Source organism: Solilutibacter silvestris, from assembly GCF_002895945.1.
GTDB lineage: Bacteria > Pseudomonadota > Gammaproteobacteria > Xanthomonadales > Xanthomonadaceae > Solilutibacter > Solilutibacter silvestris.
In genome coordinates, this window is sequence record NZ_NPZB01000001.1 from 1,415,379 (window position 1) to 1,440,720 (window position 25,342).

Here is a 25,342-nt window from a genome sequence, read left to right on the forward strand (position 1 = left end):
GTGGAGCTCGCGCCGCAAGCATGACCAATGGCAGGGGTGGATCGATGAAGCGCTCAGGCTTCGTCGTTGTCGCTGATTTCCACCAGCATGTCGAGATCGAAGGCGAGCGATTCCATCTCGCGCTGCACGCGTCCGGCGGTGGAGTTGTTGGCGAGATCGAGTTCGATCTCGTGCACCTTCGGCCCGCGCAGATCGCTCAGTCCCGCCGAGCTGGAATCCCAGTCGTCGAGATGCGGCATCAGGTCATCCACTTCCTCGATCGAGTGGATGCCGTCCATGCTGTCGATCAGGTTGAGCATGGTGCGCACCTGATCGTCGCTGCCAGTCATCCTCGCGCGCATCATCGGCATGACACGGTCTCCTCGGGAGCCGATCCCAGCATAGACCTGTTGCGCGATCAATGCACAACAATGCGTGCGAAATCAGCGTTGGGGAACGCCGCGCACTACTGGTGAAATGTTGCAGACATCGATGTGTCCGGCCTTGTGCACGTACCAGCCGTCCTGGCGATTGCGCCGCGCCTCGATCATCTCCGCGAATTGCGGGCTGTCGCTGCGCAACACTTCGATCGCTTCGCGCTGCTCGGGTGGCACTTCACTGGCGAGATGAATGGCAGTGATCGGCACGCGCATTTCCGACTTGTCGAACATGCCCATCGGATCGGGACCGCGATGGATCGCGCTCAGGTACTGCATGCCTTTCAACACGCGGCCGACGGTGGTGATGTTGAGATCGAGCTGGCGCGGCGCCTGCCCGGTCACGACATAGAGTTCGGCGCCGTTGCTGCTGTCGGGTGCATTGCCGCGACCGGCGCCCAGCGTGCCGTAGCAATGCGTCATCCAGGCGCGGCCGGTTTTCGGATCGCGGGCAGCGGGGAAATCGCCGGAAAATCCGACCTGCGGCGCCCACCCATCGGCATCGGGCAACGCGGTGAAGGCGAGCCCCTTGGCCGGGCGATCGAATTCGGCGGGGAGATGCTGTTGCGCCGGGGCCGGGTAGGGTTTGGCCTTGCCGGCTTCGTCGGCGTCGGGATCGCCGAACTGGACGACGAAATTGTCCTGCGATCGATACACCGACAGTCCATCCCAGAACTTCCCGCGGGCGAGTGCCTGGATGTTGGCGACATGCGCCGGCGCGAACTGCGGCGCCAGTTCGATCACCACGCGTCCGCCGTTGACGTCCATGTACAGCACATTCTGCGGATCCGGCCGGTACCACGCGCTGATCGGCGCGCTGTCGATGATCTCCTTGCTGCTGCGCTGCTTGGGCGGTTTCGAGGCAGCAGCAGTGGCAGTGAACGCCATGGCGCACAACAGCGGGACGATCAGGGCAGCAGTCTTGGGCATGGCGTTCTTCCGGCGATCTTGAGCAGAAGCCCGGAGGATAACGCGAGGAATCAACAACACGCGCGCGGCAAGTGGGTGGTCTGCCCAATGCGCGGGCATACGAGGCATGGGTGAGGAAGCGCCGCTTACGCGGCATGCCGCGTGGTGATTCCGAACGCCAAGAGCGTAAGCGAGTGGCCGGACCCGCGCAGCGGGCCGAGTCGAGCCTCCATGGATGGATTCACGGCGTCCCGCGCAGTGGGTCTGACCGCCCACGCCAGCCAGCGCGTGCCGTGAGCCATGACTACCGGCACATTCGCTATATCGAAATCAACACTAGTATCGACTCCGACATAGAGGATCGAGGCAATGGACGACAGCCTGCGCAAATTCCACAAAGAGCTGAGCGCCGGAACCGTGGCGCTGGCGCTGCTGGCCGTGGTCGAATCCGCGCACGAACCGCTGCACGGCTACCTGATCGCCAAGCGGCTGGAACAACACGGCGGCGGCGTGCTGGCCGGCAAGCAGAGCGCGCTGTACCCGGTGCTGCGCAACCTCGAAGGCGCCGGATTGCTGTCCAGTTCCATCGAACCTTCCAGCAGCGGGCCGCCGCGTCGCTGCTACCAGATCACCGCCGCGGGCAAGACCGTTCTCGACGCATGGGCGGCTGCCTGGCGCGAGACCCGCGATTCCGTCGATTCCGTTCTGCAAGGGGCCAAGGTATGAACACCACGTCGTTGCCGACCAGCATTCCCGATTACCTGGAACACCTCCGTCGTTCGCTCACCGGCGCCGATCCGGCGATGATCCAGGACGCGTTGTATGACGCCGAGGAATACCTGCGTTCCGAACTCGCCGAAAATCCCGGCAAGTCCGAGGCCGAAGTGATCGCCGCGGTGGCGTCGAGCTACGGTGCGCCCGATGAAGTCGCCGACATCTATCGCGACACCGAAGTGAAAGTGCAGCAGGCCTTGCGTCCGCCAAGCCCGCAACCGCGCGCCAACATCACCAAACCGTCGTGGCTGCGCAGCGTGTTCGGCGTCTTCACCGATCCCTACACCTACGGCGCGCTGTTCTACATGCTGCTGTCGCTGGCCACCGGCATCTTCTACTTCACCTGGACGGTGACCGGCATCAGCCTGTCGTTCGGATTGATGGTGCTGATCATCGGGCTGCCGTTGCTGCTGCTGTTCATCGGCGCCACGCGCATCCTGTCGCTGGTGGAAGGACGCATCGTCGAAGTGATGCTGGGCGAACGCATGCCGCGTCGCACCGTCTATCACGATCGCGCCATGCCGCTGCTGGATCGCATCAAGGAGATGCTGCTCGATCCGCGCACGTGGTCGACCTTCCTCTATTTCCTGTTGATGCTGCCGCTGGGCATCGTCTATTTCACCATTGCGATGACCGGCATGACGACGGCGCTGGCGTTGATGGCGTCGCCGCTGGCCGACTGGTTCGGCGACTTCAACGGCTATCACGTATGGATCGGTGATGTGCTGCTGTCCGATTCCGTCTCTGCGATGTGGTTGTGGCCGCTCGTGGTGCTTTTCGGCGCGATCCTGCTGGTGCTCACGTTGCACGTGGTGCGGTTGATCGGGCGCGTGCACGGGCGCATCGCCAAGCATTTGCTGGTGCAGGTGGATTGAGGATGACAGCCGCGGCGACGTCCACGCTCCGTTAATGGTCGCTACCGGATAGTCTGGCGTCACTTGGTGCCAGGAGAATTGCGGATGAATCTGTCGATCAAGATTGGCGTGGTGGGTGCCATCGTGCTCAGCATGCTGGCCGGTTGCGCCACCTATCCAGGGCAGGCCAACAATCAATATCCGCCGCCCAATGATCCCAATGCGCCCAGCGGGATGAATCACAAGGGCAAGAATGCGCTCATCGGCACGGGCATCGGCGCCGTAGTCGGCCTGCTGGCTGGCAACAGCGCCAAGAATCGCCGCGAGAAGGCGATGATCGGTGCCGGCATCGGCGCGCTCGCCGGTGTGGGCGTGGGTGCCTACCAGGATCGCCAGGAAGCCGAACTGCGCCGGCAGACGCAGGGCACCGGCGTGCAGGTGCAACGCGATGGTGATGTCATCAAGCTCAACCTGCCCGACGGCGTGACCTTCGATTTCAACAAGACCGACGTCAAGCCGCAGTTCTATCCGGCGTTGAACAACATTGCGCACACCATCGGGCAGTACAACCAGACCATCGTCGAGATCAACGGCCATACCGACAATGTCGGTGGGGTAGCGGTGAACCAGCGCATCTCCGAGCAACGTGCGCAGTCGGTGGCGAATTATTTCGCCGGGCAGGGCGTGCAGCCGGTGCGGATGGAAACGCACGGTTACAACTTCCAGTATCCGATCGCTGACAACAATACCGACGCGGGGCGCGCCGCCAATCGCCGTGTCGAGATCCGGTTGGTGCCGTTGACCAACAACGGCACGTGATCGGTTCGGCGTAATCAAAAAAAGCCGCCAGTGATGGCGGCTCTTGTTGGGCTTCCGATGGAGCAGCCTTGGCACGCGCTGGCTGGCGTGGTCGGTCAGACCCACTGCGCGGGACGCCGTGAATCCATCCATGTAGGCTCGACTCGGCATCCTGCCTCGTATGCCCGCGCATCGGGCAGACCGACCACTTGCCGCGCGCGTGTTGTTGCTTCAGCGGCGAGTCGTTTTTTTCGCGATCTTCTTCGCAGGAGCTTTGCGCTTCGGCGCCTTGTCATTCGTCGCGATGAAATCACGCACCTGCGGGTACACCTGCGTGCGCCAGCGCTGGCCGCTGAAGATGCCGTAGTGGCCGGCGCCATCGACGGTCAGATGCGTCTGCTTCGACTGCGGCACGCCGCTGCACAGGCCATGCGCTGCGCGCGTTTGACCAGCGCCGGAAATATCGTCGAGTTCGCCTTCGATGGTCATGATCGCGGTGTCGCGGATCTTCGACGGATCGACGCGTTCGCCGCGCACGTCCCACAATCCGCGCGGCAACAGGTGTTCCTGGAACACGATGCGGATGCAGTCAAGGTAATACTCGGCTGGCATGTCGAGCACGGCGTTGTATTCGTCGTAGAAACGGCGATGTGCCGCGGTGGTGTCTTGGTCGCCCTTGACCAGGTCGCGGTAGAAATCCCAGTGCGAGGTCGCGTGGCGCTCGGGATTCATCGCGATGAAGCCGAGATGTTGCAGGAATCCCGGATAGACGCGACGACCGGCGCCGGGCAGGTTGCCGGGCACCACGTGGGTCACGTTCTGTTCGAACCATTCCAGCGGACGACGCGTCGCCAGGTTGTTCACCGCAGTGGGTGATTGCCGGGTATCGATCGGGCCGCCCATCATCACCATCGAACGCGGGGTCGGTTCGCCGCGCGCTGCCATCAGCGACACCGCAGCCAACGCCGGCACGGTCGGCTGGCACACGCTGATCACGTGCAGGTGATCGGTGCCGATGAAGCGGATGAATTCCTGCAGGTAGGCGATGTAATCGTCGAGCGTGAACGCGCCGGCATCCTTCGCCACCATCCGCGCATCGGTCCAGTCGGTCAGATAGACCTTGTGATCGTGCAGCAGGCTCTTGACGGTATCGCGCAGCAATGTCGAGTGATGGCCGGACAACGGCGCGACCACCAGCACGGTCGGCGAGGCATGAAGATGTTCGACCACCTTGGCATCATCGGAAAAACGCTTGAAGCGCAGCAGGCGGCAGAAGGATTTTTCCATCGCCACTTTTTCCAGCACCGCGCATTCCGCGCCCTTGACCTCGATGCTGTGGATGCCGAATTCGGGCTTCTCGTAATCCTTGCCGATGCGATGGAACAGTTCGGCACCGGCGGCCAGTTCTTGCGAGCAGGGGACCTGCGACAACCAGCTGCCCGGCGCGGAATACATCTGGGAGACCGCTTCCGCCCAGTAGGACCAGGGTTCGAGCAGGGCGCGATTGATTTCGTGGGACTGGTAGAGCATGGAACCTCCGTTGCCGCACCGCAGCATACGCCATCGCGGCCGGGCCGGCATTCATCCTTTGGTTCAGGGGGAGAGCGGGCGTTCCAGCGCGGTCAGGCCGCTGGCGTCAAGGCGCGGAGCGAGCCAGCAATGGCCACCCAATGCGGTGAAGCCGAGCGCATCCAGTCGCTTGCGATAGAACGCGGCGGGTCGGGCGATGAAGCCGTCGTGGTCGCCTTCGATGGCATCCTCGCGGCAGAAGGTTTCGAGGAAAGCCACGCCGCCGCACAGTTCGGCAAGGCCGGGGAGTCCGGCATCGAGTTCGCGCGTCGGCACGTAATGCATGGTGTCGCTGCACACCAGCAGGTCGACCGGGGCGCACGGGCGCAGGGTGGCGAAATCACCGAAGGTGGCGAGGTGGATGCCGCGGCTACGGCCGTAACGTTGCACTGCATAGACGCTGCTGTCGAAGCCGAGATAGTGGGCTTTTGGCCGCAGCTTCAGCAACGGCGCGCGCCATGCGCCTTCGCCGCAACCGATATCGAGGATCGTGCGCACAGGACGTTCGAGGATCGACTCCGTCATCGCCAGCGCCAGCGCGACCTTGCGCTTCAATCGCCGTGCCCCCCCGATGTTGCCATCGCGGTACCAGCGATCGAAATAGGCCTGGTCGTAGTGTTTGGTCATGCGTTGGGCTCGCTGATGTCATCAAGAACGGACGGCCATGTCATGCTAACGGTTCGGCGACGAGGAGAACACGATGGGCGCGACGTTGTATTTGTGGATCAAGACCTTCCACATCGTCTTCGTGATCGCGTGGATGGCCTGCGTGTTCTACCTGCCACGCATTCTCGTCAACATCGCCGAAGCCGGCGACGGAGAAACTCCCGAAGAGCGGGCCGTGCGCGCGCGACTGCTGCTGATGGGACGACGCCTGTACAAGTTCGGCCACAACATGTTCGGCATGGCATTCCTGTTCGGGTTGGTGCTGTGGCAGGGCTGGCGGCTATGGCCGTCGCAGCTGCCGAACGTGGTCGCCGGCATGCACTGGATCGATGCCAAGCTGACACTGGTGGCGTTGTTGCTGGTGTATTTCATCGTGTGCGGACGCTGGCTGAAAGGCGTCGACGCCGGTCGCGTGTTGCCATCGCCGAAGACATTGCGTCTGTTCAATGAACTGCCGGTGCTGTTGCTGGTGGCGATCGTGTGGCTGGTGCTGGCACGACCGTTTTGACGCGAGCGCTGCATGCGCGCACCGCGTACTACTCCACGCCCCGTCGCACATCATGCAGCGTGAATCCCTTGCGGCGATCGGGCAGGGCGAAGAGATCGGGATTCTTCAGCGTCAGCGCGGTATCACGCACGCCAGCGTCCCAGTGCGCGCGCATGATCGTCTGGCCGAACGCGTAGTCCTTGAACTGCTCCTCGCACGGCGCGGCCTTGTAGATCAGGTGGAGGATGTTGAATACGCGATCATCCAGCCATGGCGCCATCGCATCCTTCAACTCATCCGGCAATTTGCCGTCGGGGAGTTGATTGATCAATTTCGTCAGCGTCGCGCGCAATTCCTGCGTGCGCGCCACGGCATCGGTGCCGTGGCGGGTGCGGCTGGAATACTGGATGTCCTTGGCCCGTTCCAGCACGTCCATCATCGTCTTCGGTCGCGGTCCATGCGCGTTCCACAGATCGACCTGGAAGGCCAGCGTGTCCTCGCGTGGCCATTCGTCCAGCACATGCTCCAGCGGCGTGTTCGATACCAGCCCGCCATCCCAGTAGTCGCGACCATCGATGCGCACCGCGGGAAAGGCCGGCGGCAACGCGGCCGAGGCCATGATGTGTTCCGGCCCGATGCGATCACGCGTGCTGTCGAAATAGCGGAAACCGCCCGATTCCACGTCGACGGCGCCTACCGTCAGGCGCATGCCGGCCTTGGCGTTGATGCGGTCGAAGTCGATGCGTCGTTCCAGCGTGCCGCGCAATGCCGAGGTGTCGTAGAAACTGGTGGCGGCCGGGCTGCCGTCACTGAGCGCGAATGGCGATAGCGGTCGCGTGGTGAAGAAGCCCTGCTGGCCCTGCCACAACGCGGCGATTGCGCTGAGCGAGGCCGTCCACGCTTCCAATCCGGGCGAGGCGGGCATCATCGTCAAGAGTGAGCGCACCCATAGCGCGGGCAGGGCGGCGTTGCCGGCGGGTTGGCAGATCTCGTTCCAGAATCCGTCGAGCACATCGATGCGATGCTCGGGCGGATTGCCGGCGATCAGCGCCGCATTGATCGCGCCGATGGAGATGCCGGCGATCCAGTTGGGTTCGATGCCGGCTTCGTGCAAGGCCTGATAGACGCCACACTGGTAAGCGCCGAGCGCGCCGCCGCCTTGCAGTACCAGCGCAACGGTCGGATAGCGCGCCACGCGTTTGTGCAGCGCATCCTTGTTGTCGGCCGTTCCCTTCGCGGTCGTCGCTTTGCGGACGGCCATGGTCAGGCTTTCGGCGGCGCGAGGTAGTCGTGAACCACAGTGCCGAGGCCGAGGGTGAGGTCGGCGACGAAATGCAACGCCGACTTCACTTCAAGCACCGGCAGGTCGGCGACGGGCGCCAGCGCGTGCGGATGCAGTTCCAGCGCGGCCGGACCCGACCACGCACCCTTCAAGGTGATGTCGGTGGTGAAGTATTTGACCAGTTCGCAGATGCGCGGCGTGCCATCGACGTGCGGGATGATCTTGAGCAGGAAGTTGGGCGCACCCAGCGCCTTCAGCACCGGCGCATCGTCGATGTCGACATGTTTGTAACCCATCGTCGCCTTGGCCACCCGCACCTTGCCGTACTTCAACGTGCCGACCAGCGTATCGATCTCGGTCTTCAACTTGGGATTGGCGAGCTTCTTCGGGAAACCCCACAACTCGCGACCCGCGGCGATCGGCGGATGATCGTTGAGATACATCGCGTGGACGTAACCGCCGGCTTCGCCCTGGTAGGTCACCGGGATCACCTGTCCGGATTCGGTGTAGTCGCCGAAGCCGGTGGAGTCGGGCATGCGGATGAACTCGTACTTGACCAGCGGCTCGGGTCCGAGTTCCAGTGGTTCGGGCACCACCGCGCGCAATGCATCGGGATCGGTGCGATAGGTGATGATGAAGAATTCGCGGTTGACGAAGCGATACGGCCCGCGCGGGTAGGCGGGACTGGTGATCGGCATCGCGAAGGCGTTCTTGCGGACGTCATCGGCATTCATGGGTGCGCTCCAGCGATTCCGGTTACAGCATCATCCAGCCGTGGCTGATGTCGATGCTCTGGCCGGTCAGCGCATTGGTCTCGAACGCGGCGAGGAACAGCGCGAGGTTGGCAACGTCGTCGACGGTGGTGAATTCGCCGTCGACGGTGTCCTTCAGCATCACTTTCTTGACCACGTCGTCCTCGCTGATGCCGAGTTCCTTCGCTTGCTCGGGAATCTGCTTGTCTACCAGCGGCGTGCGCACGAAGCCCGGGCAGATCACGTTGGCGCGAATGCCGAATTCCGCCCCTTCCTTGGCGACGGTACGGGCGAGGCCGAGCAGGCCATGCTTGGCGGCGACATAAGCCGACTTGAGCTTGGACGCTTCGTGCGAATGCACCGAGCCCATGTAGATGATCGCGCCTGGCGCCTTGCGCTTTTCCATGTCCCTCATGCACTCGCGGGTGGTCAGGAAGGCACCGTCGAGGTGGATCGCGATCAGCTTGCGCCAGTCGGTGAGGGTGAAATCGGTCACCTTGTTGATGATCTGGATGCCGGCGTTCGACACCAGCACGTCGACCTGGCCGTACTGCGCGACCACCTTGGCCACGCCATCGATGACCTGCTGCTCGTCGGTGACGTCCATCGCCACCGCCATCGCCTGGCCACCGGCATCGGTCAGCTCCTTGGCCACCGCGGTCGCGGCATCGAGGTTGAGGTCGGCGATGACGACCTTGCCGCCTGCCTGTGCGTAAACCTCGGCGATGCGCTTGCCGATGCCGCTGGCGGCGCCGGTGACGATGCAGACCTTTCCGTCCAGTGTCGATTTCATGTGTGCTCCTGAAGATGCGCTGTGGTGCAGGGTGTCATCCGCCGCCCGTGCGCCGCGTGAACGGGGGTCGTGTCCGTGATTATGCGGCGGAATGAATGGCAGAGAGATTGCAATGAGGGCAGGCCCCCGGCCTGCGGTATCGTGTGCGTTTCGATCCCGTGGAATGTGTCGATGGCCTGGTGGTTCCGCATCAAGTTCTGGAAACGCGTGGTGCTCGGCTTCGTGCTGGGCGCCTTGGCCGGCTGGCTGTTCGGGAAGGACGCCGAAACGTGGTTCGGGCCGCTGGGCGATCTCTACGTCACCCTGATCAAGATGATCGCGGTGCCGCTGGTGTTCTTCGCGGTGATCAATGCGGTGGCATCGCTGGCTGGCCAGAAGTCGATCGCCGCGCTGGCCGGACGCACCTTCCTGTGGTTCGCGATTACTGCCGTGCTGGCGGTGGGCGTGGGCCTGGCCGCGGGCTACCTGTTCCAGCCGGGTGTCGGCGTCGGCGTGCTGCAGGTCGCCAGCGATTACAAGGAGAAACAGGTTCCCGGCGTGCTCGACATGCTGTTCAACATCGTGCCGTCCAATCCGTTCGCGGCGTTGGCCGGTGCCGCGACCGGCAAGGTCGGCGATACAACAGTACTGATGCCGCGCAATGGCACCGTGCTGCAGGTGATCTTCTTTGCGGGACTGGTCGGCTTCGCGCTGGTCAAGCTCGGCGATCGCACCCTGCGCCTGCGCGAACTGGTGCGCGAGGCCAGCGACACCATGATCCAGGTGACGCGTTTCGTGCTGGAATTCACCCCGATCGGCACCTTCGGCCTGATCGCCGCGCTGGTCGGTGGCTACGGCTTCGCGCAACTCAAGCCGCTGCTGCAGTTCGTGGTCGCGTTGTACGCCGCATGTGCCTTCCACATCGTGGTGGTCTATACCGCGCTGTTGCTGATCCACCGGCTCAACCCGTGGAAGTTCTTCCGTGGCGCCTTCCCGGGCATGCAGGTGGGATTCGTGGCGTCATCCAGCTTCGCGGCGATGCCCGTGGCGCTGCGCTCGGTGCAGCACAATCTCGGTGTCGACAAGAATTACGCCAGTTTCGCCGTGCCGCTCGGTGCGACCATCAAGATGGACGGCTGTGGCGCGATCTATCCGGCGCTGGCTGCGGTGTTCATCGCCCAATACACCGGCATCCATCTCTCCACGACCCAATACGTGATGATCGCGATCGCGTCGGTGCTCGGCAGTTTCGGCACCGCCGGCGTGCCCGGCACCGCGGTGATCATGGCGACGGTGGTGTTGTCTGCGGCTGGCTTGCCGCTGCAGGTGATCGGCTATCTCTACGCCATCGACCGCATCCTCGACATGATGCGCACGATGACCAACGTGACCGGGCAGATGCTGGTGCCGGTGCTGGTGGCGAAGGAAACCGGCTTGCTCGACCAGAAGGTTTACGATGCCGCCGACAGCAACGTCGGCATCATCGAGGGCGATGCGGCCTGATCGCATGCAACCATTGGAGAGAGGAACGCGCGATGCAGGACGATCTCAAGCAACAAGCGATTGCCACCCTGAACCGGATCATGGAGATGGAGCTGGCCGGCGTGGTGCGTTACACCCATTACGGGCTGATGGTGTACGGCTACGGACGCATCCCGATCGTGTCGTGGATGAAATCGAACGCCGACGAATCGCTGGCGCACGCCAACAAGGCCGGAGAATTGGTGACGCTGCTCGGCGGCCATCCGTCGCTGCGCATCGGCCCATTGCTGGAAACCCACCAGCACGACATCGGCGACATCCTGCGCGAAAGCCTCGCCCACGAGAAGGCATCACTCGAGGTCTACTACGAGCTGCTGCGCCTGAGCGAAGGCAAGTCGGTGCTGCTGGAGGAATACGCGCGCGACATGATCGTCGCCGAGGAAATGCATCTCGACGAGGTCAACAAGATGCTGCGTCGTCCCGGCGATGTCGAAACCTTCCACGACCACGGTGGCGGCCACTGACATGGCCACCGGTTGGGCCGGCGATGGCGCGGTGCAGGACCAGATCGACGCCACGGTGAAGGACGCGATCAAGCGCGCCCGCAGCCAGTTGCCGCAGGGCCCGAGTCTGGAACATTGCGAGGAATGCGGCGCGGCGATCCCCGAAGCACGACGCAAGGCGTTGCCGGGCGTGCGCCTGTGCGTGCCATGCCAGGAAGCACGCGATGCGGAAGACGCGCATTCCAGCGGCTACAACCGGCGCGGCAGCAAGGACTCGCAGTTGCGATAGTGCGCGCGACACCTGCAAGACAAAGCTCAAATCCGGCTGTAACGCCAGTCGGTCGGTCGCCCATCCTTGTACGGCATCACCCCGTGGAAGGCACGCGCGTCGCCGTCGAACACCAGCGGCAGGAAGTGGCGGTCGCCTTCCCACATCGGCAGCTCGTAGATGCGCTCGACATCCACCCATTCCAGCGTGCCTTCCTCGTTGTGGTCGGGTGCGTTGCCGGTGAATCTGGTGATCAGGAAGACGAAACCCAGCCAGTCCTCGCCGTGCTTGCCGAAGCCTGGCCAACTGATGGTGCCGCGCAGTTGCAACGCATCGCAGGTGAGCCCGGCTTCCTCGAGGATCTCGCGACGCATGCCCGCGACCACGTCCTCGTCGGCTTCGAGCTTGCCGCCGAGCCCGTTGTACTTGCCGAGGTGTTCATCGCCGGGCCGCGCATTGCGATGGACCAGCAGCACCTTGCGGCGATCGGGCGAGAGGATGTAGCCGAGGGTGCCGATGATCGGTGTATAAGGCATGGATCGATATCGTTGGATATGTGCATAGCATGACTGAAATCGCGTCGGCGCCGGAACACCAGCGCGAACTGATCCTGCGCTTCCTCGCCGAACCCGGCGACGTCAACTACGGCGGCAAGGTCCACGGCGGCATCGTCATGAAATGGATCGACCAGGCCGGTTACGCCGCTGCGGTCGGCTGGTGCGGGCGCTATGCCGTCACGGTCGCGGTCGGCGGCATCCGCTTCGTCGCCCCGATCGGCATCAGCGACCTGGTCAGCATCAACGCCAAGCTGGTCTATACCGGGAGCACCTCCATGCACATCGCCGTGGACGTCAGCGCCCGCGATCCGATGGGCGGCCCTGAGCGCCTGTGCACGCATTGCGTGATCGTCTTCGTCGCTGTCGACCAGCTCACGGGGCGGCCGCTGCCGGTGCCGCAGCTGACGCAGGAAAGTGACGAGGACCGCCGTCTCGCCGAATACGCGCTCAAGGTGATGGACCTCAGCAAGGACATCGAACAGACCATTGCCCGCTATCGCGACGCCGAAACGGACGCCCACAACGACGAAGCCGCCAAATAGGCGGCTTCATCACGATCGATTCTTGTGGGTATTCCCGCGAGGGCGGGAATCAGCCGGCGCTGGCGATGCGGCGGGCCGTGACCAGGTGCTGCGACCAGTAGCCATCCAGTTTGGAGACGGTGACGTCGCGGCCAGTGCGCGGCGCGTGCAGGAACTTGCCGTCGCCGAGGTAGATGCCGACGTGGTCGATGCCACCGCGGCCACCGCGGCGGAAGAACACCAGATCGCCTTCGGCCAGATCGACAGCCTGGACCTTGGTGCCCTGATGGGCGATCTCGCGGGAGACGCGCGGCAGGTTGATGCCCAGTGCGGTGCGGAAGACGTAGCCAACCAGACCGCTGCAATCAAAACCATTCGTGCTGGTACCACCCCAGCGGTAGGGAATGCCCAGCAGGGTCATGGCGCGCGACAACACTTTCTGGATGCGGCCCTGATCGGCGCTGCTGATCGGGCTGCCGGCCGGCATGACCGAAGGGTCGAGCTGGCTGAGGGTCTGGCTGAGCGAATTGCCATCGACCTGGTCGATGACGCTGCCGCCGATGCTGTCCAGGCGGTCGGCGCTGGTCTCTGTCTGGTGGGCGAACACCGGGGTCGCGAAGACGGATCCGATGACGAAAATGGAGGTGTAGGCGGCCTGCTTGCGGAGGCGGCCGAGGCGTTGGGAGCGCGTCTCGGTCATCGTCACGGGTTCTTCATTCGGCTAAACGAGCCGAGAGTGTGCCCGACAAGACGGTGGAGTTTGTTTAAGAAAACGTAAAAAATGGTTAAAAAGTGGAACTGAATGCACAAAATTTGCCATTGACCGTCATTTGCTCATCACACAATCTTCACGGGTCGATCACCCGCCGGGCACCTGAATAGCGGGCCAGCCAATAGGGTGTGTCGATCTTTTCCAGCCGCACCACGGTGCCGGTCCGGGGCGCGTGGATGAAGCGACCTTCGCCCACGTAAATGCCGACGTGGCTGATTTGCCCGGAGGAACCGAAGAAGATCAGGTCGCCGGTACGCAGGGCATCCAGCTCGATCCGCGGCCCCTCGACATCGGCCAGCTCGCGGGAAGTGCGCGGCAGGCGCATGTCCAGCATGTCGCGAAAGACATAGTTCACCAGGCCGCTGCAGTCGAAGCCGCCGTCCGGATTGGTGCCACCCCAGACATAAGGCGTGCCGACCAGGCTGATGGCTCGCATCAGCACGGCATTGGCGGCGTCGGTGCCGTGCAGCGGCGCGATGGTCCAGCGGCCGATAGCGGTCGGGGCAGGCGGGGTGGCCGCATTGTCCGGGTTTCCGGCCGTGGCCAGCGTCGGCCAGCCGCAGGCCAGCAAGATGAAGATCGCCGCGATTCCGGCACGGAACGGTGCAGTGCACACTGGCGACATGACGAGCCTCCCCGGATAATGACCTGCGGCACAAGGCCGGTGGGCGTGATCGGTGGCTGAAGTCTGCCCGCATCCGGAACCAAATATCAATACCTTGGAAGAAGAAATTCATGAAAATTGAGAAAGACAAGGCCGTGAGCTTTCATTATTCAGTTGGCCCGATCGGTGAGCCGGCCGAGGAAAGCTCAAAGGAACGTGGTGAACCGCTGGCCATCCTCGCTGGCCACGGCAACATCATCCCGGGTCTGGAGAAGGCGATGGACGGTCGCGAGGCCGGCGACACCTTCGAAGTCGACGTGCCGGCCGCCGAGGCCTATGGCGAACGCCGCGAAGGCCTGAGCCAGCGCATCCCCAAGAAGCATTTCGGCGAGACGAAGCTGGAGCCGGGCATGCAGGTGGTGTTGAACACCAACTTCGGCCCGCGCGCAGTCACGATCGAGAAGGTCGGCCTGACCACGGTCGACGTCGATCTCAACCATCCGATGGCTGGCAAGGACCTGCATTTCGACATCGAGATCGTCGATGTGCGCGATGCCACCCCGGAGGAGCTGGAACACGGCCACGTGCATGGCGATGGTGGGCACCACCATCACTGACCGAGCGCGAAGTGGGCACCACCATTGAACCCCGCGCCACCGATGTCCTGATCGTCGGTGGCGGGGTGGCTGGGCTGGCGTCGGCGCTGGCATTGCTGCGCGCCGGCCGCACGGTGCGCCTGATCGAAGCGCGCACGCTCGGCAGTGGCGCTTCGCACGGCAATTGCGGCACGCTCACGCCCAGCCACGCGCCACCATTGGCGGCACCGGGCACGGTGTTGAAAGCGCTGAAATGGATGTTGACGCCGGACGCGCCGTTGTACGTGCATCCCGGTTTCGATCCGGCGTTGTGGCGTTGGCTCGCCCGTTTCGCGTTGCGTTGCAACGGGCGAGACTGGGAACGCAGCGCGCGCGCCAAGCACGCCATCCTCGAACATTCGCTGCAGCGCATCCATGCCTGGGTGGATGAGCTCGCGTTTGATTGCGACTTCCGGGAATCCGGCGAGGACTACGTGTTCCGCACCCAGAAGTTGTTCGAGCACGACCAGCAGGAATTCCCGCTGCTGCGCGAACTCGGCATCCACGTCGAGGCGATCGACGGTCGAACTTACGCGGCGATGGAGCCGGCGTTGAAGCCGGGGGTCGTCGGCGCGATCCGTTTCGCCGGCGATGCGATGCTGCGCCCCGATCGCTATGTCGACGAACTGGCACGCAATGTCCGCGCCTTGGGCGGCCTGATCCACGAATCCTGCGCGTTGTCGGGACTGCAGCAGAGTGGCCTCGGTTGGGAGGTCGAAGCAGGCGGCATGCGCTTCAATGCGCGCAATGTCGTGATCGCGGCGGGTTCGTGGTCGCCGTTGTTGGCGCGCACGCTCGGCATCGGCTGGTTGCGCGGCCTGATCCAGCCCGGCAAGGGCTATTCGATCACCTATGCGAAACCGGCGCACACGCCGCAGCGCCCGCTGATCCTGCGCGAACGCTCGGTGTGCGTGACGGCCTGGGGCGATGGTTATCGTCTTGGCAGCACGATGGAATTCTCCGGCTACGACGACAGCCTCAATCCGCGCCGGCTCGCTGCGCTGGAGCGCGGCGCGCGCGAATACCTGCACGATCCGGTCGGCCCGGAAGTCCAGGAACGCTGGTGCGGCTGGCGACCGATGTGCGTCGATGACGTGCCGTTGATCGGCGCGGTGCTGGGACGTCCCGGCCTGTGGCTGGCGACGGGTCACGGCATGATGGGCGTGGGGATGAGCGCGGGTACGGGTGAATTGATCGCGGACCTCGTCTGCGGACGAGCGACGCATCTCGATCCAGCCGCCTACGCGCCGGCACGATTCGCCTGATCGCAAAGGACATGACGATGGATGGATCGATATTCACGCTCCATCGCGGCACGGCGCCCTTGCTGGTCAGCCTGCCGCATGATGGCACCGCCGTTCCCGATGACATCACGGCACGACTCACGCCGGAAGCGCGCAAGGTACCCGATACCGATTGGTGGGTGTCGCGCCTGTACGCATTCGCGAAGGACCTCGGCGCATCGGTCCTCGTGCCGCGCTTTTCGCGCTACGTGATCGACCTCAATCGTCCGCCGGATGACGTATCGCTGTATCCCGGCCAGAACACCACCGGCTTGTGTCCGATGGTGCAGTTCAGCGGCACGCCAGTGTATGTCGAAGACGGCGCGCCCGATGGCGTGGAGATTGCGCAGCGCGTGAAGACGTATTGGCGCCCCTATCACCAGGCGTTGCAGGATGAGTTGAAACGCTTGCGCGAACAGCATGGGCGTGTCGTGCTGTGGGAAGGACATTCCATTCGCGGCGAAGTGCCGTTCCTGTTCGAGGGATCGTTGCCCGATTTCAATCTCGGCACATCGGGCGGTGCAAGTTGTCGTGGCGAATTGCAGCAGCGTCTCGAAAACGTGCTGGAAGCACAGGCCGGGTATTCGCACATCGTCAACGGCCGCTTCAAGGGTGGCTACATCACCCGCCATTACGCCGATCCCGGAAATGGCATCGATGCGGTGCAACTGGAATTGGCGCAACGCACCTACATGGATGAGCAGCGCGTGGAATGGGACGACCACAAAGCACAACGCCTGCAACGGGTGTTGCAGGCGTTGTTGGAAACTGCGCTGGGTTGAAGTCAGTTGGTGTTTTTGACAGCACCTTCACCAATGTATTTCTTCAGGAATGCTTCCATGTGTTCGAACAGCTGCGTGCGGTTGTCGACGCTGTAGAAGCCGTGGCCTTCGCCGTCGGCGACCATGGTTTCGACTTTGGCGCCGTTTCCTTCCAGCGCGCGCTTGAGTGCGTTGAACTGGTTCATCGGAACCCTTTCGTCGATGGAGCCCGCTGCAAGGAAAACCGGCACCTTGATCTTCGCGGTGTTCTGGGCCGGCGACCATTCCTTCAGTTTTGCAAAGTCGCTGCCGAGCACGCGTTCGAGATAACGCTCTCCGGATTTGCTTTCGACCAGCATATCCTTCTTGCGCATGATCTCGAGGTCATAGACACCGACGTAACCGATCGCGCATTTGTACAGCTCGGGATAGCGGATCATCTGCATCATCGCCGCATAGCCGCCGTAACTGGCGCCGTAGGCGCAGATGCGGCCGGGATCGGCACCTTTGTGGTCGATCACCCACTTCACGCCATCGGCGATATCGTCCTGCATCTTGCCGCCCCATTCGCGGTAGCCGAGGCGCTTGAAGTTCTCGCCGCGATCATCCGAGCCGCGGTAGTTCACTTGCAGGACCGAATAACCACGGCTGGCCAGGAACTGCACTTCCGGATCAAACCCCCAAGTGTCGGCAGCCCCATGCGGGCCACCGTGAGGTAACACCACCATCGGGCCAGGGCCATTGTGGTTGGTGGTCAGGAAGCCATGGATTGGCTCGCCGTCGCGGGCCTTGAACTCGATCGGGATGACGGTTGCCATCTGTTCTGGTTTCAGCCACGGGCGCGATTCGGCGACGCGTTGCATCTTGTTGTTATCACGGTCGAACAGGTACCACGCGCCGGAATCATGGTCGGATCCGGTGGAGAACAGCACCTTGCGGTTGTCGCGGGTAAACGAGTGGAAGTAGACCAGGTAGCCGGGGAATGCCTTCATCAGGCCTGCATGCAGCAGGGCGTATTCCGATTTCGGATCCAGATACATCACCGAGGGCTTGGAATAGTCGGAAATCAGCGCGAATGGCGGACCATTTCGCCCCGCGCGCAGCACGGTACCAACATCGAATCCGGGCTTGCTCGAGACGAGCGTGCGTGTGCCAGCCTTGAAGTCAAGCTTGTAAAACGAGTCCGCTTCGCCATTGTCGCTGATGGCGGCATAGGCGGTGTTGTCGTCGGTGTCGAAGAACAACATGCTGATCTTCCAGCCGCCAAGGGATTTCGGCATCGGCATCCATGCCGATTGCGTAGTAGGGCGATAGAAGAGCAATGGCTCGTCCTGGTCGTTTTTGCGAAGAAAGGCGCGCGCCTGTCCATGGGTGTCGACCCACAATATGGATGCATCCTTGATGCTTTCGATCTGCTCGCGGTTTCCGGTCAGGGTATCGACCTTGTAGAGCACCGAGTCTGGTTTCTCCCCGCAGTCCCAGCATTCGAATTCGATCAGCGCCTTCCCTGGCTCGTCATAGAGCACCCTGAGCACTTGCGCGAACCCTTCGTCTCTGCGGCGCCCGCTCTGGAAATCATGATCCGCGAAATAGCCGAACAAGGTTTGCTGTTTCTTGCCGGTCGTATCGGTTGAAAACAGCTGGCCGCGGCTGTAGGGGCGTGGTTCGAGCGGCACGTTGGTGGCGCGTGCGAGCGTCACCACGTCGTTCGCGGTCCAGATGAGATTGGACACATGCTCCATTTTTCCGAAGCGGAGCGTCTGGATTTTGCCGACACCGTCCAGTGGAACGATCTGCAACTGGGTTTCACGATTGTTGTCGGCTGGCACCGCCATCGCGATGTATTTGCCATCGGGCGACAGTGCGACTTCATTGACTTCGCTCCAGCGCGCGAAGTCGCGTGCGGTCGGTTGTTGCGCGGATACGGCGAACGGCATCAGCAGCGCCAGGAGCGCGGCAGCGGACGTCTTCATGGATTCCCCTTCCATTGATTGGTCGGGCGAGATTACTGCAACAAACGCCTGATGTGAACGTGGCCGGCGGGACTGGCCTCAGCCGGGCGCCTTCACCGCCCGCAGTTCCCAGCGCAGCCAGTGGCGTTGCGGCGGGTCGCGTTCTTCCGGTTTGCCGCGCATGCGTCGCGACCAGCGGCGGAAACGTTGCGCCAGGCGCTTGCTGCCCGTCTCGTAGTGCTTCGCCGGGCGGATGGGATTGTCCATGCTGTCGGCGTCGGCGTTGCGAGCTTCGTCGGGATGCACCCAGTCCTGGCGGATCAGTTTGAAATGACCGTGGAAGCCGTAGATGCCGCCCAGCGGCGAGTCGCCGGTGAAATATGTCAGCGTGTCTTCGGTGATGAAGTTGACATGGGTGGGATCGACGAAGGCTTCCGGATGCGGCCACGCCGGCGTAATCGCGTAGAAGCGGCCGCCATCGACGAGCACGCGCCAGATCTCGTTCATCAGTTCGATGAAGGGCAGGCGTGTTCCTTCGGCACCGCCGGCAAGCACGCGCGGGATGTGCTCGATGAAGTCGAACGCCGAGATCGAATCGAAAAAATCGTCCGGGTAGGGGATCGCTTCCACCACCACATTGGCGCGGCGATAGCTGAAGCCGGTGTCGCCCGGGTCGAGCGCACGCATGTCGATGCCATGCAATTCGTTGCAATCATATGGATTGCGCGGGAACTTGCCGCAGCCGAGATCGAGATGGCGTGTCGTCGTCATCACACTTCCAGCGTGGCGAGGTCGCCCTTCTGTTCCAGCCAGGCCTTGCGATCGCTGGCGCGTTTCTTGGCGAGCAGCATGTCCATCAACGCGTTGGTTTCGGCGCCGTCGTCGTTGGTGAGTTGCACCAGGCGGCGGGTGTCGGGATGGATGGTGGATTCGCGCAACTGCAGCGGATTCATTTCGCCCAGTCCCTTGAAGCGGGTGATGGCGAGCGCGCCCTTCATCTTCTCGCGTTCGATGCGTTCCACCAACAGGCGCTTTTCCTCTTCATCCAGCGCGTAGAACACCTGCTTGCCGACATCGACGCGGAACAGCGGCGGCATCGCCACGAACACGTGTCCGGCATCGACCAGCGCCGGGAAATGGCGCAGGAACAATGCAGTGAGCAGGGTGGCGATATGCAATCCGTCGGAGTCGGCGTCGGCGAGGATGACGACCTTGCCGTAGCGCAGGCCGGAGATGTCGCCCTTGCCGGGATCGCAACCGATGGCGACGGCGAGATCGTGCACTTCGGTCGATGCCAGCACCTGTCCGGAACCGACTTCCCAGGTGTTGAGGATTTTGCCGCGCAAGGGCAGGATCGCCTGGAAGTCCTTGTCGCGCGCCTGCTTGGCACTGCCGCCGGCGGAGTCGCCCTCGACCAGGAACAGTTCGGTGCGCGAGAGATCCTGGCTGATGCAATCGGCGAGCTTGCCGGGCAGGGCCGGCCCTTGCGTCACTTTCTTGCGGACGATCTGCTTTTCGGTCTTGAGGCGTGCCGATGCACGCTCGATCGCCAGTTGCGCGATCTTCTCGCCGAATTCGACATGCGCGTTCAACCATAGCGAGAACGCGTCATGGCTGGCCGATTCGACGAAGGCAGCGGCCTGGCGCGAGCTCAGGCGTTCCTTGGTCTGGCCGGAGAACTGCGGTTCCTGCATCTTCAGCGACAGCACGAAGGCGACGCGATCCCATACGTCTTCCGGCGCCAGCTTGACGCCGCGCGGGAGCAGGTTGCGGAAGTCGCAGAATTCGCGCAATGCCGCGGTGAAGCCCGAACGCAGGCCATTGACGTGGGTGCCGTGTTGCGCGGTCGGGATCAGGTTGACGTAGCTTTCCTGCACCAGTTCGCCTTCCGGCAACCACGCCACCGCCCAGTCGGCGATCTCGGTGTCTTTCTTCATCTGGCCGACGAAGAGATCGGGAGGCAGCGATTCGGTGCCGGCGAGTTCACCCTTCAGGTAATCGCGCAGGCCGTCTTCGTACAGCCACTCGTTCCTCTCGCCACTGGCTTCATCGAACAGGGTGACGGCGAGTCCCGGGCACAGCACGGCCTTGGCGCGCAGCAGGTGGCGCAAGGCGCGCACGCTGAACTTCGGTGTATCGAAATATTTCGGGTCGGGCCAGAAGTGCAGGCGCGTGCCGGTGTTCTTTTTGCCGACGCTGCCGACGATCTCCAGCGTCGAAGTGCGATCGCCGTGCGCGAAACCCATGTGGTATTCGTTGCCTTCGCGCTTGATGAAGACGTCGACCCTGGTGGACAGCGCGTTCACCACGCTGACGCCGACGCCGTGCAGGCCGCCGCTGAAGGTGTAGTTGCGATTGTTGAACTTGCCGCCCGCGTGCAGCCGGGTGAGGATCAGTTCGATGCCGGGGATTTTTTCCTCGGGATGGATGTCGACCGGCATGCCGCGACCATCATCGGCGACTTCGCAGCTGCCGTCGGCGTGCAGGATCACGTCGATGCGGCTGGCGTGGCCGGCCAGCGCCTCGTCGACGGCGTTGTCGATCACCTCCTGCGCCAGATGGTTGGGGCGGGTGGTGTCGGTGTACATGCCGGGGCGGCGCTTGACCGGATCCAGTCCGGACAGGACTTCGATGTCGGCGGCGTTGTAACGGGTATTCATACTCATATGCGGATAGTGTACGGGCAGCGAGCATTCAGTTTTCGCGGTGCAAGATGGCGGCGATCCGGGAATCTCCCCGTGGAAGGAGGTTGCGATGAAACTGCGTTCGATTGCCGTACTCGCGCTGGTTGCCGGTGGCGCCCTGTTTGCCGCGCCGCTGATGGCACAGCAGGCGAGCCAGAAGACCGATGCGTCCACGAAGCAGGCGGACAAGGCTGCCGCGTCGAAAGACGACGCCAAGGCGAAGAAGGACGATCACGAACACGCGGCCAGGAAGGACACCGCCAACGCCCGCGCCGCCGCGCGCGAAGCGAAGAAGGGCAAGGAGCTGGAAGAGGAAACCCATCCGCTCTGAACGCCCGGTCACCTGACTACACGACGCCCCGCATTGCGGGGCGTTTTTATTTGGTGCTCTCGTCGAGCAGATCGTGTCAGGGCTTGGACTGCTGGTCTTCCGGTGATTTCTGTTCCGGCTGCTGTTGTTGCGCCGCCGGTTGCTGCTCTTGCTTCTTGTCGCCATCGGGAACGACCGCGCGCACGGCGGCTGCCGTGCCCTTGACCGCAAGTTTGCCGACGCCGTAAACGACCTTGACCGGAGCCGTCACCACCGAGGTGAGGCAGCCCTGCAGGGCCATCGCCATTGTCACGATCGCAAGAATCCCTGCCGCACGTTGGATGTTCTTCATGGTCTTGATGATACGTGAGCTCGGCGCGCCAACCTGCCACGCACCTGAACAGCATGTCGACGCAGGATGAACAGACAAGTTCCCGATTCAGTCGAGGTTGCGCGCGCCATCGCACTGTGCGGGTGCTGCGATTGGCAGTGCTCCAACTTCTTTCTCCCCTCCCGAAGAAGAACCGAGGTAGACAAAATGAACAAGCACAAGATTCGGAACACGATGATGGTCGCGGGCGCCATGCTGATGGCCCCGGCGGCATTCGCCCAGGTCAACGTCGGTGGCGTGGCGCGTGGCGCCGTGCAGGCTGGTCCGGTGGGCGTCGGTGTCGGGGCACAAGGTGGTGCTTCCGCGAATGGAATTGGCAACGTCGTGGGCGGTGTTGGCCAAGCGACCGGACAAGCCGTCGGCGGCGTGGTGAAGGGTGCCAGCCACGTGGCGCATGGTGCCGCCAATACTGCCGGTCAGGCCGCGAGCCAGACGGGCGCTGCGGCATCCGGGGCCGTCAATGGCGCAGCGCAGGCCGGCAACAATTCGGTGAATGGTGCGATGAACGCCGGCGCGACCGGCGAAGGCGCCACCAACGCCGGGCAGTCGACAGATGCCTCGCTCGCGGGCGGCGCCAAGGTCGATGCCGATGCCGGCAATGGGTCGGCCAAGGTCGGTGTCGAAGGTTCGGGTGCAGCCAAGGTGAAGACGCATCACCGCTCGCACCGCAAGGCGCAATAAGCCCGCCACGGCGCAGTGGTTGGCTGATGCTGCGAAGCCCCGCCCAAGCGGGGCTTCGTTTTGTCGGCTCGATGACGGGCGGGGTTCGCGCCGGGGCGGGCTTGCCGGTAGAATGTGGCTTTCCAGCGAGACGACGCCGTCATGACAGCCCCCGCTGCCCCCACGCCACTGATTTTTGTCACCGGAGGCGTGGTTTCCTCGCTCGGCAAGGGCATTGCCGCCGCCTCGCTCGCCGCCATCCTCGAAGCGCGCGGCCTCAGCGTCACCATGATGAAGCTCGATCCCTACATCAATGTGGATCCGGGCACGATGTCGCCGTTCCAGCATGGCGAGGTCTACGTCACCGACGATGGCGCCGAAACCGATCTCGACCTCGGCCATTACGAACGCTTCGTCAACATGCGGCTGTCGGGCAAGAACTCGATCACCACCGGCAAGATCTACGACAGCGTGATCCGCAACGAACGCCGCGGCGATTACCTCGGCGGCACCGTGCAGGTGATCCCGCACATCACCGACGAGATCAAGGCGCGCATCGACGAGGCCACCATCGGCCACGACGTGGCGCTGGTGGAGATCGGCGGCACCGTCGGCGACATCGAATCATTGCCCTTCCTCGAAGCGATCCGCCAGATCCGCATCGAGCGCGGCGCCCACAACGCGATGTTCATCCATCTCACGCTGGTGCCGTACATCGCCGCCGCGGGCGAGCTCAAGACCAAGCCGACGCAGCATTCGGTGAAGGATCTGCGCACGATCGGCATCCAGCCCGACGTGCTGATCTGTCGCAGCGAGCGACCGTTGCCGGAAGGCGAGCGCCGCAAGATCGCGTTGTTCACCAACGTGCCGGAGCGCGCGGTGATCTCGGCGATCGATCTCGACAACATCCACAAGATCCCGATGTGGCTGCATCGCCAGGATCTCGACCAGATCGTGGTGGAACAGCTGCGGCTGGAATCGAAGGCGAAGCCGGCCGATCTCTCGGCGTGGAACGCGGTGGTCGATGCCAGCGAGCATCCGATCGACGAGGTCACGATTGGCATCGTCGGCAAGTACGTCGATCACAAGGATGCGTACAAGTCGGTGGGCGAGGCGCTCAAGCACGGCGGCATCCGCCAGCGCACCCGCGTCACCCTGAAGTGGCTGGAATCGGAAGACGTCGAACGCGAGGGTGCGGAAAAAGCGCTGGCCGATCTCGACGGCATCCTGGTGCCGGGCGGTTTCGGCGATCGCGGTTTCGAAGGCAAGGTGCTGACGGCGAAGTTCGCGCGCGAACATGACGTTCCCTATTTCGGCATCTGCTACGGCATGCAGGCGGCGGTGGTCGATGCTGCGCGCAATCTCGCCGGATTCGCGGGCGCCAACAGCACCGAAAACGACAGGGCGACGCCGCATCCGGTGATCGGCCTGATCACCGAGTGGCGCACGTCGACTGGCGATGTCGAACGCCGCAGCGAGGACAGCGATCTTGGCGGCACCATGCGCCTCGGCCTGCAGGATCAACGGGTCAAGCCGGGCACGCGCGCGCACGCGCTGTACGGCAAGGACGTGGTCGGCGAGCGTCATCGCCATCGCTACGAATTCAACAACCACTATCGCGTGCCGCTGGAAGATGTCGGGCTGGTGTTTTCCGCCAAGTCCGCCGACGACACGTTGGTGGAGATGATCGAGTGGCCGAACCATCCGTGGTTCGTGGCCTGTCAGGCACATCCGGAATTCCTGTCGACGCCACGCAGCGGCCATCCACTGTTCGTCGGCTTCATCCGCGCGGCGCGCGAATACAAACATGGTGGCAAGTTGCTGGAGGAAGCGGCATGAAGTTGTGCGGATTCGAAGTCGGGCTGGATCGTCCGCTGTTCCTGATTGCCGGGCCGTGCGTGGTCGAGTCGATGCAATTGCAGATCGACACTGCGGGCACGCTGAAGGAGATCACCAGCGCGCTCGGCATTCCCTTCATCTTCAAGTCGAGCTTCGACAAGGCCAATCGCACCTCGCTCAACAGCTTCCGCGGCCCGGGCATGGAAGAGGGTCTGAAGGTGCTGGCGGAGGTGAAGCGCCAGCTCGATGTGCCGCTGCTGACCGACGTCCACGAATACACGCCGATGGACGAAGTGGCCGCTGTCGTCGACGTGCTGCAGACACCGGCCTTCCTGGTGCGCCAGACCGATTTCATCACCAAGGTGTGCGCAGCCGGCAAGCCGGTCAACATCAAGAAGGGCCAGTTCCTGTCGCCATGGGACATGAAACCGGTGGTGGAGAAGGCGAAATCGACCGGCAATTCGCAGATCATGGTGTGCGAGCGCGGTGCGTCGTTCGGCTACAACAATCTCGTCTCCGACATGCGTTCGCTCAGCGTCATGCGCGATACCGGTTGTCCGGTGGTGTTCGACGCGACGCATTCGGTGCAGTTGCCGGGCGGGCAGGGCAGCAGTTCCGGCGGCCAGCGCGAATTCGTGCCGGTGCTGGCGCGCGCGGCGGTATCGGTGGGCGTGGCCGGCATCTTCATGGAGACGCACCCAGATCCGAGCAAGGCGCTCTCCGACGGCCCGAATGCGTGGCCGCTGGGCAAGATGCGCGCGTTGCTGGAAACGCTGAAGGAACTCGATGCGATCACCAAGCGCAACGGGTTCCTGGAAGCTGATGTCGCGTGATGACACAC

29 protein-coding genes are annotated in these 25,342 nt (G+C 63.3%); 15 read left to right on the forward strand and 14 right to left on the reverse strand.

Translation table 11 applies throughout. The features are described from left to right. Window positions 1–53 precede the first annotated feature (53 nt). Together Lysil_RS06430 and Lysil_RS06435 are read right to left on the reverse strand one after the other, a co-directional pair. The gene (locus tag Lysil_RS06430; protein WP_103074666.1) at window positions 54–350 is read right to left on the reverse strand and encodes a hypothetical protein; all 297 of its coding nucleotides are present in this window, start codon (window positions 348–350) and stop codon (window positions 54–56) included. Between the two features lie 72 nt (window positions 351–422). Continuing rightward, window positions 423–1,346 carry a peptidylprolyl isomerase gene (locus tag Lysil_RS06435; protein WP_103074667.1) on the reverse strand — a complete coding sequence of 308 codons (924 nt, stop codon included), beginning with the start codon at window positions 1,344–1,346 and terminating at the stop codon, window positions 423–425. Window positions 1,347–1,694: 348 nt separating this feature from the next. Here Lysil_RS06435 and Lysil_RS06440 point away from each other — a divergent pair, with 348 nt between their 5' ends. From Lysil_RS06440 to Lysil_RS06450, 3 genes are all read left to right on the forward strand, one after another. Then, complete coding sequence (locus Lysil_RS06440) at window positions 1,695–2,051, forward strand: PadR family transcriptional regulator (RefSeq protein ID WP_103074668.1); 357 nt, start codon at window positions 1,695–1,697, stop codon at window positions 2,049–2,051. Further along, complete coding sequence (locus Lysil_RS06445; RefSeq protein WP_103074669.1) at window positions 2,048–2,974, forward strand: sensor domain-containing protein; 927 nt, start codon at window positions 2,048–2,050, stop codon at window positions 2,972–2,974. Before Lysil_RS06440 ends, Lysil_RS06445 begins: the two co-directional genes overlap by 4 nt. A gap of 84 nt (window positions 2,975–3,058) precedes the next feature. Continuing rightward, entirely contained in the window at window positions 3,059–3,772 is a 714-nt protein-coding gene (locus Lysil_RS06450) for a YiaD family glycine zipper/OmpA-like lipoprotein (RefSeq protein WP_103074670.1), read from the forward strand. 210 nt (window positions 3,773–3,982) lie between these two features. Here Lysil_RS06450 and Lysil_RS06455 read toward each other — a convergent pair whose 3' ends face one another. Beyond that, window positions 3,983–5,281, reverse strand: coding sequence for a polyhydroxyalkanoate depolymerase (locus tag Lysil_RS06455; RefSeq protein ID WP_103075030.1), 1,299 nt, complete (start codon window positions 5,279–5,281; stop codon window positions 3,983–3,985). A 63-nt stretch (window positions 5,282–5,344) separates the two neighbouring features. Then, window positions 5,345–5,947, reverse strand: coding sequence for a class I SAM-dependent DNA methyltransferase (locus Lysil_RS06460; protein ID WP_103074671.1), 603 nt, complete (start codon window positions 5,945–5,947; stop codon window positions 5,345–5,347). 73 nt (window positions 5,948–6,020) lie between these two features. Here Lysil_RS06460 and Lysil_RS06465 point away from each other — a divergent pair, with 73 nt between their 5' ends. Beyond that, window positions 6,021–6,494 carry a CopD family protein gene (locus Lysil_RS06465; protein WP_103074672.1) on the forward strand — a complete coding sequence of 158 codons (474 nt, stop codon included), beginning with the start codon at window positions 6,021–6,023 and terminating at the stop codon, window positions 6,492–6,494. 28 nt (window positions 6,495–6,522) lie between these two features. On the opposite strand, the gene Lysil_RS06470 is transcribed toward Lysil_RS06465, so the two are convergent. From Lysil_RS06470 to Lysil_RS06480, 3 genes are read right to left on the reverse strand one after another with little or no spacing between them, the layout of a single operon-like run. After that, on the reverse strand, window positions 6,523–7,734 hold the full coding sequence (locus Lysil_RS06470; RefSeq protein ID WP_103074673.1) for a patatin-like phospholipase family protein: 1,212 nt from the start codon (window positions 7,732–7,734) through the stop codon (window positions 6,523–6,525). A gap of 2 nt (window positions 7,735–7,736) precedes the next feature. Then, on the reverse strand, window positions 7,737–8,489 hold the full coding sequence (locus Lysil_RS06475; protein ID WP_103074674.1) for an acetoacetate decarboxylase: 753 nt from the start codon (window positions 8,487–8,489) through the stop codon (window positions 7,737–7,739). 22 nt (window positions 8,490–8,511) lie between these two features. Next, on the reverse strand, window positions 8,512–9,300 hold the full coding sequence (locus Lysil_RS06480) for a 3-hydroxybutyrate dehydrogenase (RefSeq protein WP_103074675.1): 789 nt from the start codon (window positions 9,298–9,300) through the stop codon (window positions 8,512–8,514). 171 nt (window positions 9,301–9,471) lie between these two features. Between Lysil_RS06480 and Lysil_RS06485 the strand changes: the two genes are divergently transcribed. From Lysil_RS06485 to Lysil_RS06495, 3 genes are read left to right on the forward strand one after another with little or no spacing between them, the layout of a single operon-like run. Then, complete coding sequence (locus Lysil_RS06485) at window positions 9,472–10,782, forward strand: dicarboxylate/amino acid:cation symporter (protein WP_103074676.1); 1,311 nt, start codon at window positions 9,472–9,474, stop codon at window positions 10,780–10,782. 32 nt (window positions 10,783–10,814) lie between these two features. After that, window positions 10,815–11,285, forward strand: coding sequence for a ferritin-like domain-containing protein (locus Lysil_RS06490; protein ID WP_103074677.1), 471 nt, complete (start codon window positions 10,815–10,817; stop codon window positions 11,283–11,285). Between the two features lies 1 nt (window position 11,286). Then, window positions 11,287–11,553: a DksA/TraR family C4-type zinc finger protein gene (locus Lysil_RS06495; RefSeq protein WP_103074678.1), complete on the forward strand. Its 267-nt coding sequence runs from the start codon at window positions 11,287–11,289 to the stop codon at window positions 11,551–11,553. A gap of 26 nt (window positions 11,554–11,579) precedes the next feature. Here the strand turns inward: Lysil_RS06495 and Lysil_RS06500 are convergent, their stop codons facing one another. Continuing rightward, on the reverse strand, window positions 11,580–12,068 hold the full coding sequence (locus Lysil_RS06500; protein WP_103074679.1) for an NUDIX hydrolase: 489 nt from the start codon (window positions 12,066–12,068) through the stop codon (window positions 11,580–11,582). A gap of 29 nt (window positions 12,069–12,097) precedes the next feature. Here Lysil_RS06500 and Lysil_RS06505 point away from each other — a divergent pair, with 29 nt between their 5' ends. Beyond that, the gene (locus tag Lysil_RS06505) at window positions 12,098–12,631 is read left to right on the forward strand and encodes an acyl-CoA thioesterase (RefSeq protein WP_103074680.1); all 534 of its coding nucleotides are present in this window, start codon (window positions 12,098–12,100) and stop codon (window positions 12,629–12,631) included. Window positions 12,632–12,680: 49 nt separating this feature from the next. Here Lysil_RS06505 and Lysil_RS13660 read toward each other — a convergent pair whose 3' ends face one another. Then, window positions 12,681–13,310 carry a C40 family peptidase gene (locus Lysil_RS13660; RefSeq protein ID WP_103074681.1) on the reverse strand — a complete coding sequence of 210 codons (630 nt, stop codon included), beginning with the start codon at window positions 13,308–13,310 and terminating at the stop codon, window positions 12,681–12,683. 148 nt (window positions 13,311–13,458) lie between these two features. After that, a complete protein-coding gene (locus Lysil_RS06515; RefSeq protein WP_103074682.1) occupies window positions 13,459–14,007 on the reverse strand; it encodes a C40 family peptidase in 549 nt (182 codons plus the stop codon). A gap of 110 nt (window positions 14,008–14,117) precedes the next feature. Here Lysil_RS06515 and Lysil_RS06520 point away from each other — a divergent pair, with 110 nt between their 5' ends. Genes Lysil_RS06520 through hutG form a run of 3 tightly spaced genes read left to right on the forward strand, consistent with a single transcriptional unit; the run spans window position 14,118 to window position 16,686 of the window. Continuing rightward, window positions 14,118–14,603, forward strand: coding sequence for an FKBP-type peptidyl-prolyl cis-trans isomerase (locus Lysil_RS06520; protein ID WP_103074683.1), 486 nt, complete (start codon window positions 14,118–14,120; stop codon window positions 14,601–14,603). Between the two features lie 23 nt (window positions 14,604–14,626). Continuing rightward, the gene (locus Lysil_RS06525; protein WP_103075031.1) at window positions 14,627–15,886 is read left to right on the forward strand and encodes an NAD(P)/FAD-dependent oxidoreductase; all 1,260 of its coding nucleotides are present in this window, start codon (window positions 14,627–14,629) and stop codon (window positions 15,884–15,886) included. 17 nt (window positions 15,887–15,903) lie between these two features. Continuing rightward, window positions 15,904–16,686: an N-formylglutamate deformylase gene (gene hutG / locus Lysil_RS06530; protein WP_103075032.1), complete on the forward strand. Its 783-nt coding sequence runs from the start codon at window positions 15,904–15,906 to the stop codon at window positions 16,684–16,686. Window positions 16,687–16,688: 2 nt separating this feature from the next. Here hutG and Lysil_RS06535 read toward each other — a convergent pair whose 3' ends face one another. From Lysil_RS06535 to parE, 3 genes are all read right to left on the reverse strand, one after another. Next, window positions 16,689–18,500: an alpha/beta hydrolase family protein gene (locus Lysil_RS06535; RefSeq protein WP_165782404.1), complete on the reverse strand. Its 1,812-nt coding sequence runs from the start codon at window positions 18,498–18,500 to the stop codon at window positions 16,689–16,691. Window positions 18,501–18,716: 216 nt separating this feature from the next. Beyond that, a complete protein-coding gene (locus Lysil_RS06540; RefSeq protein WP_205756872.1) occupies window positions 18,717–19,388 on the reverse strand; it encodes a class I SAM-dependent methyltransferase in 672 nt (223 codons plus the stop codon). Continuing rightward, window positions 19,388–21,277: a DNA topoisomerase IV subunit B gene (gene parE / locus Lysil_RS06545; RefSeq protein ID WP_103074685.1), complete on the reverse strand. Its 1,890-nt coding sequence runs from the start codon at window positions 21,275–21,277 to the stop codon at window positions 19,388–19,390. Before parE ends, Lysil_RS06540 begins: the two co-directional genes overlap by 1 nt. Before the next feature lie 94 nt (window positions 21,278–21,371). Between parE and Lysil_RS06550 the strand changes: the two genes are divergently transcribed. Then, window positions 21,372–21,632, forward strand: coding sequence for a hypothetical protein (locus Lysil_RS06550; protein ID WP_103074686.1), 261 nt, complete (start codon window positions 21,372–21,374; stop codon window positions 21,630–21,632). A gap of 76 nt (window positions 21,633–21,708) precedes the next feature. Here the strand turns inward: Lysil_RS06550 and Lysil_RS06555 are convergent, their stop codons facing one another. Continuing rightward, the gene (locus tag Lysil_RS06555) at window positions 21,709–21,963 is read right to left on the reverse strand and encodes an NF038104 family lipoprotein (protein WP_103074687.1); all 255 of its coding nucleotides are present in this window, start codon (window positions 21,961–21,963) and stop codon (window positions 21,709–21,711) included. Between the two features lie 186 nt (window positions 21,964–22,149). Here Lysil_RS06555 and Lysil_RS06560 point away from each other — a divergent pair, with 186 nt between their 5' ends. From Lysil_RS06560 to kdsA, 3 genes are all read left to right on the forward strand, one after another. Next, on the forward strand, window positions 22,150–22,683 hold the full coding sequence (locus Lysil_RS06560) for a hypothetical protein (RefSeq protein ID WP_103074688.1): 534 nt from the start codon (window positions 22,150–22,152) through the stop codon (window positions 22,681–22,683). Between the two features lie 141 nt (window positions 22,684–22,824). Next, window positions 22,825–24,501, forward strand: coding sequence for a CTP synthase (gene pyrG, locus Lysil_RS06565; protein WP_103074689.1), 1,677 nt, complete (start codon window positions 22,825–22,827; stop codon window positions 24,499–24,501). Continuing rightward, on the forward strand, window positions 24,498–25,334 hold the full coding sequence (gene kdsA, locus Lysil_RS06570) for a 3-deoxy-8-phosphooctulonate synthase (RefSeq protein ID WP_103074690.1): 837 nt from the start codon (window positions 24,498–24,500) through the stop codon (window positions 25,332–25,334). Before pyrG ends, kdsA begins: the two co-directional genes overlap by 4 nt. The last annotated feature ends 8 nt before the right edge of the window (window positions 25,335–25,342 follow it).